Below are 13,596 nucleotides of genomic sequence, written 5' to 3' on the forward strand. Positions count from 1 at the left end.
ACACCTGTAACGTTTAAAAATTGGAATTTTGCAGAAAATATTTAAAAACCAAAACAACATGAAAAAAAGTACAACTAATTTGTTTTCATTATTGTTTCTTTTAATGACAACAGTAATGTTTTCTCAAGGAAAGATTAAAGGAACAATAATTGATGGCGATCTAAAGGGTGGAATACCAGGGGTTAACGTTGTGATTAAAGGTTCTTCAACTGGAACTTCAACAGACATTGACGGAAAATTTATATTGAGTGCAAGTTCAGCATCGGGTCAAGTAGTTGTTTCTTACATTGGATACAAATCTCAAACAATGAGTTTTTCAGTAAAAAATGGAGAGACAATTGATTTAGGAATGATAAAACTTTATGCAGATACAAATCAATTGGATGAAGTGGTAGTAAAAAGTACTATAATTGACGTAGCAAAAGATAGAAAAACTCCAGTAGCTGTTTCTACAATTAAAGCTTCAGAAATTCAACAAAAATTAGGAAATCAAGAATTTCCAGAAATATTAGCGAATACTCCTTCGGTTTATGCTTCTAAAGCTGGTGGTGGTTTTGGAGATTCAAGAATTACTATTCGTGGATTTGACCAGAAGAATATTGCAGTTATGATTAACGGTGTTCCAGTTAATGATATGGAAAACAGTGCTGTTTTCTGGAGTAACTGGGCAGGATTGTCAGATGTTACTTCATCATTACAAGTACAAAGAGGTTTAGGTTCGTCTAAAATTGTAAATGCTGCTGTTGGTGGAAATATTAATATAGTTACAAGAACATCAGACATGAAAGAAGGTGGTTCTGTTTCTGCTAGTGTTGCCAACAATAATTATTTAAAAACCAATATTGCTTACAATACAGGTAAATTGAAAAATGGTTTGTCTGCATCCGTTTTATTGAGCCAAACAAGCGGCAGCGAATATGCTAGAGGAACTGAATTTCAAGGAGGTAATTATTTTATTGCTTTAGGATATGAAATTAACAAGAAAAACGATATTCAATTTACTTTTACTGGTGCGCCTCAATGGCACAATCAAAGAAGTACTTCTCCTACAATTGCTCAATATTTAAAATATGGTCAAGATGGAGATCCAGATCGTAAATTAAATTTAGACGCAGGATATTTAAACGGTCAAGATTATAATTTTAGAACTAATTATTACCATAAACCAGTTGCTTCTTTAAATTGGGATTATAAAATTTCTGAAAAAATGAAATTCTCTACAGTTCTTTACGGATCTTGGGGTCGTGGTGGAGGAACAAATGCTAATGGTGTTGCTAGAGGATTGCAATATACAAATGACCTTTTTAGAAACGCAGATGGAACTTTAAACGTAGATAAAATTCAAGCTTGGAATACAGGAAATCTTGCTATTGCAGCAGGAACTAGTCCAGCTCAGCCTAGAGTATTAACTAACGGTGCATACATAAATTATTCAAGCACTGCAACAGATCTTACTAATGGTATATCTAAAATTGCATCTACAAATTCTCATGATTGGTATGGTGGTGTAGCTAGTTTAAATACTAAACTTACTAACGAACTTACATTAGATTTTGGAGTTGATTTAAGAACTTACAAAGGAATTCACTTTCAAACAGTGAACGATAATGTTGGTGCTAAAGGATACAAAGATTTATTGACTGCTACCAATGGTAATATCAATGTGCCTAATAATCTTGTTTATTCAACTTATGAAGCTTTGCCAAATTTAAATCCATTATGGAATACAGATTATCAAACCAAAGTAAATTACAATAACGACAGTAAAGTGAACTGGTTGGGTGCTTTTTCTCAATTAGAATATTCTAAAGGCGATTTAACTGCATTTATTCAAGGCGCTGTTTCTCAACAAGGATTTAAGAGAATTGACTATTTTAGATTTACAGATGCTAGCGGAAATCAAGAAACTAGTTTCAAGAAAGTTCTTGGAGGAAATGTAAAAGCAGGGTTAAATTACAATTTGGATGCTCACAATAATGTATTTGTAAATTCTGGTTACTACTCTAAACAACCATTTTTCAATGCAGTATATCCTAACAACAGAAACTTTGTAAACGATAATTTAACAAATGAAAAAATTCTTGGTGTTGAACTTGGATATGGTTATCGTTCATCTAAATTTAATGCAAATTTAAATTTTTACAGAACTACTTGGAAAGATAGATTTCAAACCATAACAGACGTTACTACAATTGCTGCGCCAACTCCAGGAAATCCAAATGCAACTGCATTAGAAAATCCAAATGGTTATTTTTCTTTTTCGGGAATAAGCGAAACACATCAAGGTATAGAAGTTGACATGAACTATAAACCATTTGATAAATTAGTTATCAACGGAATGGTTTCTGTTGGAGATTGGTTCTATAATGGTAATGCTTCTAGTTCAAGATTTACGGTTTCTAACGATGCATTTGGTGGTTCAGCAACAGCTAAAACTTTATTTTTGGACAAAGTAAAAGTTGGTAATGCTGCACAAACAACTGCTTCTATTGGAGCAACTTATGAAATTGTAAAAAGAGTTAAAATTGATGCTAACTACAGATATGCCGAAAGATTGTATGCTAATATGACGCCAACAAACTTTCAATCTGAAACAAATAAAGGTGTATTAGAATTACCTTCTTTTGGATTAGCTGACGCTGGATTTTCTTATAAAATGCTAGTTGGAAAAGACAAAGCAAACTCAGTTAACTTTAGATTGAATGTTAACAACGTATTAGATAAAATTTATATCTTAGAATCAAGTTCTAATATATTTGCTGATGATAACGTTAATAATGCCGTTCCATCACAAGGTACTTATGAGTCTAATGGTAGAACTTACAACGGTGTTGCAACAGCAAACAATGTTTTCTTCGGTTTTGGAAGAACTTGGAACTTTGGAATGTCTTATAATTTCTAAGACTTAAACAATTTATAAAAAAAGCATTCTTGAAAAAGGATGCTTTTTTTTATACTTTTTTTCTGTATATTTGTTAAAACTAAAATTAAATTTCAATGTATAATTTCATTCAAAAATTTCACTCAGGTTGGGCATATTTAGCACTTTTATTACTATTAGTTGCCATTATTAACGCGATTATTGGTGTGACTTCTAAAAAAGAATTTACAGCAAAAGATAGAAAAATAGCATTGTTTGGTTTAATTGCAACTCACATTCAATTAGTAGTAGGATTGATTTTATATTTTGTATCAGAAGTTGGTTTCAAAGCTTTTTCAACAGAAGGAGCGATGAAAATTCCTGCACTAAGATTGACAATGTTAGAACATCCATTAATAAATATCATAGCAATTACTTTAATCACTATTGGTTGGTCAAAACATAAAAAAGCAACTTCAAGCGAAGCAAAATTCAAATCAATTGCTATTTTCTTCTCATTAGGATTATTGCTAATTCTGGCAAGAATTCCCTGGTCTCTATGGTTTTAAATACTAAAAAAAGTCCGCATTAGGACTTTTTTTATCTTTTGTCAAATTATTTCTACAAGAATAATGCTAATATGGTATTATTTTTGAAAATTAGTTTCAATAAATTATGAAAAAAATAAATCCTCTTTTTTGGAAATCACTTACTTTTATTTTGCTCCTTTCGAGCTTAACTTTTGTAGCACAAAAAACAACTTTAATAGAAACTAAAAAAGTTAAAGTTGACACCATTAAAAAACTTAAAATAGCAAGTGATCCAGTATTAATTGATTCAATTATAACTTTTAAAGGAAAATTTAAATCATTTAAAAAAACTGCTCACGCCTCTTACTATGCCGATAAATTTCATGGAAGAAGAACAGCAAGCGGAAAAAAATATGATAAAACCAAATTAACAGCTGCACATAAATCACTTCCTTTTGGCACAATTGTTAGGGTTACTAATGAATCTAATGGAAAATCAGTGATAGTAGAAATTACAGATCGCGGACCATTCGTTAGAGGTAGAGAAATTGATTTGTCTAGAAAAGCATTTTATACAATTGCTTCTAGTAGTGGTGCAGGATATATTAAAGTAACTTTAGAGGTTTTACAAAAATAATTACCAGTTTTTAAACGGATTTTTACTTATATAAGCATTGTAATATTTAGAATCATTTGTCACTTCTTCACCCAGCCATTTGGGTTTAAGTATTGTTTCATCTTCATTTTCAAGCTCAATTTCTGCAATAATTAGTCCAGAATTATCTTCATGAAAAACATCAATCTCAATAGTGTGATTGCCCGATTTTACTTCATAACGTGTTTTTTCAATAACTCCTTTTTCACAAAGTTTTAACAACGCTTTAGCTTCGTCAATTGGAATTTCTTTTTCCCATTCAAATCTAGATGCACCGCTTTCGTTTCCTATTCCTTTTATCGTTATAAAACCGCTTTGGTTTTTTATTCTAATGCGAACTGTTCGTTCAGGAACTATAGAAATGTAACCTTGAGCAATATCATTTTTAGCAAAACTGTCTCTAATAAAATCATTGGAAGTAACCAAATATTTACGTTCTATTTCAATCATAACACAACTTTTTTTATCAAAAATAGTGAAACTCCATCATTTTTCTATCCAATAAAAAAACTAAATTTGTAATGTGTCAGAAGAAATAAAACAACGAAAAATAATTCATGTAGATATGGATGCATTTTACGCTTCGGTCGAGCAAATGGATAATCCCGAACTTAAAGGAAAACCATTGGCTGTTGGCGGAAGCGAAATTCGTGGTGTTGTCTCGGCAGCAAGTTATGAGGCCAGAAAATTTGGAGTAAGAAGTGCCATGAGTGGCGTTCAAGCGGCTAAAAATTGTCCCAATTTAATCTTTGTAAGACCTCGATTTGATCGTTACAAAGAAATTTCTGTAAAGATTAGAAAGATTTTTCTTGATTATACAGATTTAGTAGAGCCACTATCACTCGATGAAGCCTATTTAGATGTAACACACAATAAAAAAGGAAATCCTAGTGCGAGTTTAATTGCTCAAGAAATTAGAAAACGAATATTCGACGAAGTTGGTCTTACAGCATCGGCCGGAATTTCTGTAAATAAATTTGTAGCGAAAATTGCAAGTGACTATAATAAACCCAACGGACAAAAAACGGTAAACCCTAATGAAGTTGAAAGTTTTTTAGAAGATCTAGAAATAAAAAAATTCTATGGAATAGGAAAAGTTACTAAAGAAAAAATGTATCAACATGGCATTTTTACAGGCAAAGATTTAAAATTAAAAACCAAAGAATATCTTGAGCAACATTTTGGAAAAAGCGGAGTTTTCTATTACAGTATCGTTCGCGGTATTCACAACAGCGAAGTTAAACCTGATAGAATATCTAAGTCTGTGGCTGCCGAACATACATTTAACGAAAACCTCACTTCGGAAATTTTTATGCAACAACGATTAGAACAAATTGCTGCCGAACTTGAAAAAAGATTAAAAAAATATAATATTTCGGGCAAGACGGTAACTTTAAAAATAAAATACAGCGATTTTACAACACAAACAAGAAGTAAAACCTTGCCCTATTTTATTGCCGATAAAGGATTGCTGTATGAAACTGCTAAAGAATTATTGTATCAAGAACGAATGAAAGAATCCGTTAGACTTCTCGGAATTTCTTTGAATAATTTAAACACAGAAATCAAGAAAACGGTTGTGGTTCAACTACGATTTGAATTTTAAAACCCTTCAACAAAAGTTAAATATTACTTGTAATTAAATCTAGTTTTATAAATCTTCTATATTTGTTCAAAATTAGACGATATGGAATTCTTAGAATATGAAAAAGCAATAGCAAAACACTACGATACTTTGTCTGTAATGAGTGCGCCTTTAATTAGTTGGGATTTTTATTTGCAAGGCTTAAGTAAAATGAAAATGTCTGTGGCAGATGCAACCCAGTTAAAGAAACTTGTTTATTTAAACAATTGGAAAACAAACTGGAATTTTCAAGAGCATTTGCAAAACGATACCGTTATTGTAGTAACAGATTCTAAATTAAAGATTGTATTTGCTTCTAAGAACATCGTTAAAATGAACGGTTACAGTCCGAAAGAAGTGATTGGTAACTCGCCTAAAATGTTTCAAGGTGAGCAAACCAATGAAAAAATTTCAAAAGAAATTAGCGAAGCTGTAAAAAATCAAAAACCATTTGATAAAATTATTTTAAACTATTGCAAAGATGGTTCATTATACAAATGTCATATTAAAGGTTATCCAATATTTGATAAAAAAGGCGAGCTAATTAATTTTATAGCTTTTGAGAAAATTGCAGCTTAAATCGCAGTATTTTTTTACTTAAAATTTTTTTCAACAAAAAAACAAAACATCCATCCTTTTTTCTACTTTTGCGTGAAATTTACAATCGCTTAACACAATAAAATTAATTTATTGTTGTTAGTGATTTTAGTAGGTTTAAGCAAACATTTTATCTTTACAAGTTTAATGAACAATAGTAGAAAAGTCATCATCCTAATTTTAGTAGTTACTATTATTCAGTTGACATTATCCGTTTTTTCAAGCGAGTTTATTGACTATTATCCTTCTTTTAAAAATGTACATTTACTTTCGGATATTCTTGTAAAAGAAAAACCAAAAAATAATCTTGCCAAGAATGTAAAAAAAACCAATGCCAACTCGGTAGATGGAGTTGTAATAAACGATTTCGATACCTATATAAAAAAAGGAACTTTAATTAGGTTTAATGCCGATACTTTACAACCAGCGTTAACAAAGTTCAATGAGAAACTAATAGCTTTGTCTGAAGGTAAAAACGTAAAGATTAGAATTGCTTGGTTTGGAGATAGTCAAATAGAAGGCGATTTTATTACGCAAGACATTAGAACGTTACTTCAAAATTACTTTGGATCACAAAAAGGTGTTGGATTTGTACCAATAACATCTGTTTCTTCCGATTTTAGAAAAACAGCCAAATTGTTTACTACAGGAGATATAAAAGCCGATAATTTTAAAAAATCTGATGGAAATTCTAGTTTATTCTTCTCGGGATATTCTTTTTTTAGCAATGATTTAACCGTCAATTTTACTGATAATACGGCTAAAAATCAAATCTCTCAAAAGTGGTTACTTTATGGAAAAGGAGATTCTATTGCAGTAAAAATTAAAGATTCTATTAGAAAATATCCAGCAGATAAAACTTTCAATAAAGTATTAATCAATAACTCGGCATCCAATAAAGTATCGTTCAGTATTTCGTCTAATAAAACTCCTATTTATGGCGTTTCTTCCGAACCAAAATCTGGAATAGTATTGGATAATTTTTCTTTTAGAGGCATCACTGGCGTAGAACTAAAAAAACTGAACAGCGAATTATTATCAGAAATCAACAAATCGGGTTATTATGATTTGATCGTTTTTCAATATGGTGTTAATTTAATGTTTAAGCCCAACGATACCAATTATGATTATTATTATCGTGCCATGCGACCGGTTTTAAAGAAATTTAAGAACAACATGACCAATACCGAATTTTTAATGTTTAGTTGTTCTGATAGAGCATTCAATTATGACGGAGAATGGAAAACTGCTGTCGGAATTGATTCACTTATCAATACCCAGGCACGATTGGCATATGATAATGACATTCCGTTTTATAATTTTTATAATTCTATTGGCGGAAAAGGCACGGTTGTAAAATGGGCAGACAGCACACTTCAATTGGCCAATAAAGATTATATTCACTTTAACTTTAGAGGCGCTAAAATTGCTGCCAAAACTATTTATAGCGCTATCATTCACGATTATGAAAAGGCAGTAAAATTAAAAAAAGCCAACAAACCTTTGGTAACTCCAAAAGCAATTGACAAAAAAGCAATTGACAAAAAAGCAGTTGACAAAAAGATAGTTGAAAAAGAAACGTTGCGTGGTAAACCCAACGTGCCAAAAATTGTTTCACCAACAACAGATTCATCAAAATCTAAAGTTATAAAACAAATAGTTACAAAAGCAAACACTAAAAAAATTGATTCTTTATGATTAATATTGATTGGAATAGTGTTCAAAATCAGCTTTTGTATGATGCACACAATCCGTTATTATTTAATAATGGTTTTTTTGTGTATTTCATGGTGGCGTTCATTTTATTTTACTATTTATTCAGAAAAAACTATAAGCACAGAGCCATTGTTTTAACCTTATTTTCGTTATACTTTTTCTATAAAGCCAGCGGAAGCTTTGTTGGAATTGTTATTCTATCTGCTTTTTTTAATTTTGGTATTTCCAATTTAATTTTTAAAGCAAAAAAGAAATCACTCAAGCAATTTTTTCTTTTTTGGAGTGTTATTTTCAATCTCGGACTGCTGTTTTACTTTAAATACACTAATTTTTTTATTGATTTAGTTAATAATTTTACTGTTTTAAAATTTGATCCGCTTCATATTCTTTTGCCAATTGGGATTTCATTTTTCACATTTGAAAACCTAAGTTATACCATTGATGTCTATCGCGGAGAAATTGAGCCAGAAAAGAAAATTGTAAATTACTTATTGTTCTTGTCCTTTTTTCCAAAATTAGTAATGGGACCAATCGTTAGAGCATCCGATTTTATTCCGCAATTAAAGAAAGAATATTTTGTAAGTGATTCCGATTTTTCTAAAGGATTTTATTTAATTGTAACAGGACTAATCAAAAAACTCATCATTTCCGATTATATTTCTGTCAATCTAGTTAACTATGTTTTTGACGGTCCAAATTTGCACAATGGTTTCGAATGTTTGATGGCTTTGTATGGATATGCCATTGTAATTTATTGTGATTTTAGTGGTTATAGTGACGTTGCAATAGGAATTTCTAAATGGATGGGAATCACTATTCCAACTAACTTTTTATCGCCTTATCAAAGTAAATCGGTTAGTGAATTTTGGCGAAGATGGCACATTTCATTATCAAGTTGGCTTCGTGATTATCTATATATTTCAATGGGCGGAAATAGAAAAGGAAAATTTAGAACCAATTTGAACTTGTTTTTAACCATGTTAATAGGAGGTTTTTGGCACGGAGCAAGTTTAAATTTCATTATTTGGGGTGCATTACACGGCATCGGATTAGCAATAAACAAACTTTGGAATACTCTTTTTGGTAAATTTAGAATCTTGCCTAAAGTTGTAGCAAACTTTTTATTTGCACTAATTACCTTTCACTTTGTTTGTTTTTGTTGGATTTTTTTTAAAGCCAGTAACCTAGATACAGCTTTACAATTCATACACCAAATTGTATATCAATTTACATTCGATGGTGCCTATGAGTATTTTGAAAATTATAAATATGTCGTTATTATGATTGCAATTGGGTTTTCAATTCACATTATTCCAGACAATTTTCAAGAGAAAATTATAGAAAGACAAAAACGTTTTCCTTTAGTGTATTATGTGATTGTAATGATGTTATTTATAACGTTATATTCGTTCTTTAAAAGTGCCGAGCCAGTGATGCCCATCTATTTGCAGTTTTAATAATTGAATAGAAAACTAATTTTTAAGCATAAATTTATTCCAAACTTCAGCAAATGCAGCTGCAAATAAAGTGCCCTGAAGTATATAACCTTCTCGAGAAAAATGCACTAAATCGCTACGTAAAAGCTGCGTAGATTTCCAAACCTTAGCACCTTCTAAACCGCGACTAACGTTGAATAAGTCCCAACATACAACATTGTTTTCATTAGAAAATTCAATTAAAGCATTGGTAATCACTTCTAAAGATTTATTTGGACTAATTTTCTTAAAATAAGAAACCGGTGGAGTTGTAAGTATTATGCAAGCATTTGGCGAAATCAAGCGAATTTTATTAATCATACTATTTACATCATCAAGAAAATCTTCGGCTTTCAAATTTGGATCTTGCGCTTCATTTGTGCCTAAAGAAATAATATAACAATCAGCATTTAAATTTTTAAGTTGTTTCCAAAATCTTGATGTTTTAGTATAATCAGAATATTTTGCACCATTAGCGCCAATGCTATGATATATAATGCCAGAAGTTTCTTTTTTTTCTAAAGAAACGCCAAAAAACTGAATGGTATCTGTGGTGGGAAAAGTCAATTTGAATCCAGAAGTAGCCGATTTTAAATTAAACTCAGCATAATTGGGAGCAACAGCATAACAAATATTTTCAGTTTGATTATCATTATATACATACGCCAATTCAGAAATTTCTCCACCCATAAACAGTTTTACTTTGTCAAAACTATCTTTTATGCCATTTATAGATCGTAAATCTAAATTAAATTCTGGATTTGCACTTTGAGATTCAATTCCAAAGGCCGAAATTCCACAAGAAATTAGTGTATCAATACGAGCAACACGATTGTTTTTCCAACTGCTTTTAGAACTTGAAATAATGTCGTAAGGCGCATTAGTTTTGGCCACTTGATACGGAAAAACCAAGCCACGTCCGGCATTTCCAAAATAACTTTGCAATTGAGATCTAATAACCGAAGTTTCCAAATCGGCTTGAATATGAGAATCGCCAATATGAACAAAGACTGCATTTTCTTGACTAAAATGCTTTATTTTATACAATTTAGCCAAAAGCGGATTCATAGAGTAGGTATTGATAAAAATATTTTTAGATGGATCAATTTTGTTAGAGACAGTAGAATCTATACCTTTTATGTTCCAATTTTCTATGTGTTGCGCAGTGATTTGCATCGTCATAAAAGATGTAAAAGCAACGACCAAAAGTATTTTTTTTGAAAACATTAGAAACCTAATTTTAATTATAGCAAACAAAGAATATGCCTTTTTTGGCAAATTTTGTAAAGGTTTCAAAGATAGTTTTTTTACAACTATTTTTTTTACAATTTAACTTAAACAAAAAAGCCATCCTTAGTAACGGATGGCTTTAGAGGTATTTTATAAATATTTATTTTCTATTCAATTTAGAGAGTAATCTTAAGAATTCAATATAAAGCCAAACAAGCGTAATCATTAATCCCATTGCGCCATACCATTCCATGTATTTTGGCATTTTTTGTTGCGCACCTTTTTCTATTTGATCAAAGTCTAAAAACAAGTTTAAGGCAGCAATTATAATTACAAAAACGCTAATACCAATACTCATCATAGAGTTTCCGTAATGAACAGGTTGAAAACTTGTAAACATAGTAAGCAACCACGAAATTAAATAATAAACCCCAATGGCTAGTGTTGCTGCAATTACAACCGATCTAAACTTTTCAGTAACTTGAACTATATTGTATTTGTATAATGCAAAGCATACTAAAAAAGTTACAAAAGTTGCACCTACAGCTTGAATGACTATTCCAGGATACATTACTTCAAAAATTGCTGAAATACCGCCAATGAATAAACCTTCAAATACGGCATAAGCTGGAGCCAAATAGGTAGAAAGGTGCGGTTTAAAAGTAGAAACCAAAACCAATATCATTCCAATAATAGCACCGCCAATTACCAAAAGCATTGGATTATAACCACTATATGCCAATGTCCAAGTGCCAAAAGCACTGGCAACAAGCAACATCAAAAGAATAAAACTCTTGTTTATTGTTCCGGCAACAGTCATCGGTTCGCTATAATCAATAGCATTTACATAATCATTAGCAGGCGAAGTGTTGCTAAATGTCTTAGTTCTAAAAAAGGGATTCTTCGATTCCATTTAAAAATTGTTTTTAGTTGTTCAAATATACTTTTTCTTTCTAAATGAAAAAAGGATTACTAAAATATTTAACTATTTCTGTAATCCTTTTTATAAATAATCTTGTTTTGATGAAAAACACTTTTCAGAAATGAAATTTATTATGGAATTACTTTGGTAAATACAGTGTGCCATTTTATGTCAAATCGTCCTTGTGTAATCTCTATTTCGTCCAAAGGATTTGTAGAATTTTTTACTTTACAGCTAAAAGTGCCCGAAATAATCTTATTTAAATAATCATATTTTGTAATTGTTAAAGTTCCAGAATTTGCGTAAGATCTAAAATATTGATATGAATTAGAAGAAGCTTTGAATATTTTACAATGCATATAATTATGATTTAAACCATAAATTTCAGTCATTCCATTTGATTCATTAATTATTGAAGTCCCAATTCCATTTGCATGAATAGCTTGCATATGTATAAATATACTTGGAGTAGACGTACTTTTATAATCATGTATATCAAGTTCATAGTAGTCAGTAGTATTTGGATATCCACCCCAAAGTATTGCACCACTATCAGGAGAGTTAAAAGTTCCAGTCCCAGTTCTTGGTAGTGCCAAACCTCCATTTATAAAAAAGCCAAAAGTATTTGCGCCTGACTGAGTTTCTAGAGGTAGTATTAAACCATAACTTTCATTTTAATCATCTTTTGAATATCCTGTTAAAAAGAGAATTGTTACTAATGTTAAGAGTGCTTTTTTCATTGTTTTAATTTTTTTAGTTTTATGGAAAAACATGAGAAATTAATGTAGCCGTTTTTATATCAAATCTACCATTTGTTATTTCAATAATATCAGTTGTACTGCCATAACGAGCAAATTTTCCTTTAAAAATTCCAGATATAATACCACTATCTCTTTTGGTTATTTTAATTTCACCTTGATTTTCTATAGAACCATAATAAGCATAATTACCTAGTGCATTATCCCATATTTTAAAGTAAATATGGTTCTCATCTATACTATCAATATTGTCTTGAAAGTTACTTTGCTTTAAAGTATAAATGCCTACGCCTTGGTTAACTAAGTCTTTAAAGTGCAGTACCATTTTAAATCCTACTGCGCTTGCTCCATCCACAATAATTAACTCTCTCCATGGATCAGGAGAATTAAATGTGAAGATCATTCCATGACCTTGTGGTCCAACATTTACTCCAGTTGGGTCACGTGGTATGTACACTTTATTGTTAATTGTTACCCCAAACGTGTTTGCACCTGTTTGCGTTTCATCGGGCAGGGTGAATCCTTTTTGTTCATCACTTAGCTTGTCGTTGCTACAGCCAAATAATCCAATTGCAATTACTAATGTTAAAAGTACTTTTTTCATTGTTTAAATTATTATAGAAATATTTTGTTTGGTAATGTGTAACCATTTATATCAAATCTACCTTGTGTTATTTCTATTACATCATTTATATTAGTAGAGTTTTTAACTTGACATGTAAATGTTCCAGATATGATTCCATTAGCCCAATCAAATCGAGTTATTTTTAAAACACCTGAATTTGTAGATGAACGATAGTATTTGTATGAATTAGTTGCCATATCAAATAGTTTACAATTAATATAATTATGGTTTAAACCATCAATATTACTATAACCATTAGATTCATCAATTATATAGGTTCCAACACCAATAAGCTGTAGATTTTGAATATGAATTAACATTCTTGCTCCATGCTCACTCTTTAAATCTCTAATGTCAAGTTCATTGTATGCTCCATCAGGATAGCCTCCTAAAAAACTTAATCCTTTGTTATCGCCTGATATGTCTCCTGCGCCATCGCGAGGCAATAATAAGTTGCCATTTATGAAACAGCCAAAAGTATTTGCGCCAGACTGAGTTTCTTGAGGTAGTTGTAAACCATTACTTTCATTTTCATCATCTTTTGAACATCCTGTTAAAAAGAGAATTGTTACTAATGTTAAGAGTGCTTTTTTCATTGTTTTAA

General features: G+C 30.7%; 13 protein-coding genes. 7 read left to right on the forward strand and 6 right to left on the reverse strand.

Going from position 1 to position 13,596, the window contains the following annotated elements; translation table 11 throughout:
* Positions 1 to 58 precede the first annotated feature (58 nt).
* The 3 genes from ACH2CG_RS00195 to ACH2CG_RS00205 all read left to right on the forward strand — a co-directional run bounded on the left by ACH2CG_RS00195 (position 59) and on the right by ACH2CG_RS00205 (position 4,027).
* Positions 59 to 2,902, forward strand: a complete 2,844-nt coding sequence (locus ACH2CG_RS00195; protein ID WP_395060994.1) for a TonB-dependent receptor — start codon at positions 59 to 61, stop codon at positions 2,900 to 2,902.
* Positions 2,903 to 2,997: 95 nt separating this feature from the next.
* Positions 2,998 to 3,429 carry a hypothetical protein gene (locus ACH2CG_RS00200; RefSeq protein ID WP_395060996.1) on the forward strand — a complete coding sequence of 144 codons (432 nt, stop codon included), beginning with the start codon at positions 2,998 to 3,000 and terminating at the stop codon, positions 3,427 to 3,429.
* Between the two features lie 106 nt (positions 3,430 to 3,535).
* A complete protein-coding gene (locus ACH2CG_RS00205) occupies positions 3,536 to 4,027 on the forward strand; it encodes a septal ring lytic transglycosylase RlpA family protein (protein ID WP_395060998.1) in 492 nt (163 codons plus the stop codon).
* Here ACH2CG_RS00205 and ACH2CG_RS00210 read toward each other — a convergent pair whose 3' ends face one another.
* Positions 4,028 to 4,495: a CYTH domain-containing protein gene (locus tag ACH2CG_RS00210; RefSeq protein WP_395061000.1), complete on the reverse strand. Its 468-nt coding sequence runs from the start codon at positions 4,493 to 4,495 to the stop codon at positions 4,028 to 4,030.
* A gap of 73 nt (positions 4,496 to 4,568) precedes the next feature.
* Here ACH2CG_RS00210 and dinB point away from each other — a divergent pair, with 73 nt between their 5' ends.
* From dinB to ACH2CG_RS00230, 4 genes are all read left to right on the forward strand, one after another.
* Positions 4,569 to 5,651 (forward strand): DNA polymerase IV, encoded by a 1,083-nt coding sequence (gene dinB, locus ACH2CG_RS00215; RefSeq protein ID WP_395061002.1) that lies wholly within the window; start codon positions 4,569 to 4,571, stop codon positions 5,649 to 5,651.
* A gap of 81 nt (positions 5,652 to 5,732) precedes the next feature.
* Positions 5,733 to 6,248: a PAS domain-containing protein gene (locus ACH2CG_RS00220; RefSeq protein WP_395061003.1), complete on the forward strand. Its 516-nt coding sequence runs from the start codon at positions 5,733 to 5,735 to the stop codon at positions 6,246 to 6,248.
* Positions 6,249 to 6,413: 165 nt separating this feature from the next.
* The gene (locus tag ACH2CG_RS00225) at positions 6,414 to 7,964 is read left to right on the forward strand and encodes a hypothetical protein (RefSeq protein WP_395061004.1); all 1,551 of its coding nucleotides are present in this window, start codon (positions 6,414 to 6,416) and stop codon (positions 7,962 to 7,964) included.
* A complete protein-coding gene (locus tag ACH2CG_RS00230) occupies positions 7,961 to 9,439 on the forward strand; it encodes an MBOAT family O-acyltransferase (protein ID WP_395061006.1) in 1,479 nt (492 codons plus the stop codon). Before ACH2CG_RS00225 ends, ACH2CG_RS00230 begins: the two co-directional genes overlap by 4 nt.
* A 15-nt stretch (positions 9,440 to 9,454) precedes the next feature.
* On the opposite strand, the gene ACH2CG_RS00235 is transcribed toward ACH2CG_RS00230, so the two are convergent.
* The 5 genes from ACH2CG_RS00235 to ACH2CG_RS00255 all read right to left on the reverse strand — a co-directional run bounded on the left by ACH2CG_RS00235 (position 9,455) and on the right by ACH2CG_RS00255 (position 13,588).
* Positions 9,455 to 10,684: a GDSL-type esterase/lipase family protein gene (locus ACH2CG_RS00235; protein ID WP_395061008.1), complete on the reverse strand. Its 1,230-nt coding sequence runs from the start codon at positions 10,682 to 10,684 to the stop codon at positions 9,455 to 9,457.
* A gap of 163 nt (positions 10,685 to 10,847) precedes the next feature.
* Positions 10,848 to 11,600: a Bax inhibitor-1/YccA family protein gene (locus tag ACH2CG_RS00240; protein ID WP_395061010.1), complete on the reverse strand. Its 753-nt coding sequence runs from the start codon at positions 11,598 to 11,600 to the stop codon at positions 10,848 to 10,850.
* Between the two features lie 140 nt (positions 11,601 to 11,740).
* Positions 11,741 to 12,205 carry a hypothetical protein gene (locus ACH2CG_RS00245; RefSeq protein WP_395061012.1) on the reverse strand — a complete coding sequence of 155 codons (465 nt, stop codon included), beginning with the start codon at positions 12,203 to 12,205 and terminating at the stop codon, positions 11,741 to 11,743.
* Positions 12,206 to 12,368: 163 nt separating this feature from the next.
* Positions 12,369 to 12,971: a hypothetical protein gene (locus ACH2CG_RS00250; protein WP_395061014.1), complete on the reverse strand. Its 603-nt coding sequence runs from the start codon at positions 12,969 to 12,971 to the stop codon at positions 12,369 to 12,371.
* Between the two features lie 11 nt (positions 12,972 to 12,982).
* Positions 12,983 to 13,588, reverse strand: a complete 606-nt coding sequence (locus ACH2CG_RS00255; RefSeq protein WP_395061016.1) for a hypothetical protein — start codon at positions 13,586 to 13,588, stop codon at positions 12,983 to 12,985.
* Between the last annotated feature and the right edge of the window lie 8 nt (positions 13,589 to 13,596).

This window comes from Flavobacterium sp. (assembly GCF_043778725.1).
GTDB lineage: Bacteria > Bacteroidota > Bacteroidia > Flavobacteriales > Flavobacteriaceae > Flavobacterium.

Bases quoted from the DNA above. Each gene is read 5' to 3' on its own strand.
- ACH2CG_RS00195 (WP_395060994.1), top strand. From the start codon at position 59: ATGAAAAAAAGTACAACTAATTTGTTTTCATTATTGTTTCTTTTAATG.
- ACH2CG_RS00200 (WP_395060996.1), top strand. From the start codon at position 2,998: ATGTATAATTTCATTCAAAAATTTCACTCAGGTTGGGCATATTTAGCA.
- ACH2CG_RS00205 (WP_395060998.1), top strand. From the start codon at position 3,536: ATGAAAAAAATAAATCCTCTTTTTTGGAAATCACTTACTTTTATTTTG.
- ACH2CG_RS00210 (WP_395061000.1), bottom strand. From the start codon at position 4,495: ATGATTGAAATAGAACGTAAATATTTGGTTACTTCCAATGATTTTATT.
- ACH2CG_RS00220 (WP_395061003.1), top strand. From the start codon at position 5,733: ATGGAATTCTTAGAATATGAAAAAGCAATAGCAAAACACTACGATACT.
- ACH2CG_RS00225 (WP_395061004.1), top strand. From the start codon at position 6,414: ATGAACAATAGTAGAAAAGTCATCATCCTAATTTTAGTAGTTACTATT.
- ACH2CG_RS00230 (WP_395061006.1), top strand. From the start codon at position 7,961: ATGATTAATATTGATTGGAATAGTGTTCAAAATCAGCTTTTGTATGAT.
- ACH2CG_RS00235 (WP_395061008.1), bottom strand. From the start codon at position 10,684: ATGTTTTCAAAAAAAATACTTTTGGTCGTTGCTTTTACATCTTTTATG.
- ACH2CG_RS00240 (WP_395061010.1), bottom strand. From the start codon at position 11,600: ATGGAATCGAAGAATCCCTTTTTTAGAACTAAGACATTTAGCAACACT.
- ACH2CG_RS00250 (WP_395061014.1), bottom strand. From the start codon at position 12,971: ATGAAAAAAGTACTTTTAACATTAGTAATTGCAATTGGATTATTTGGC.
- ACH2CG_RS00255 (WP_395061016.1), bottom strand. From the start codon at position 13,588: ATGAAAAAAGCACTCTTAACATTAGTAACAATTCTCTTTTTAACAGGA.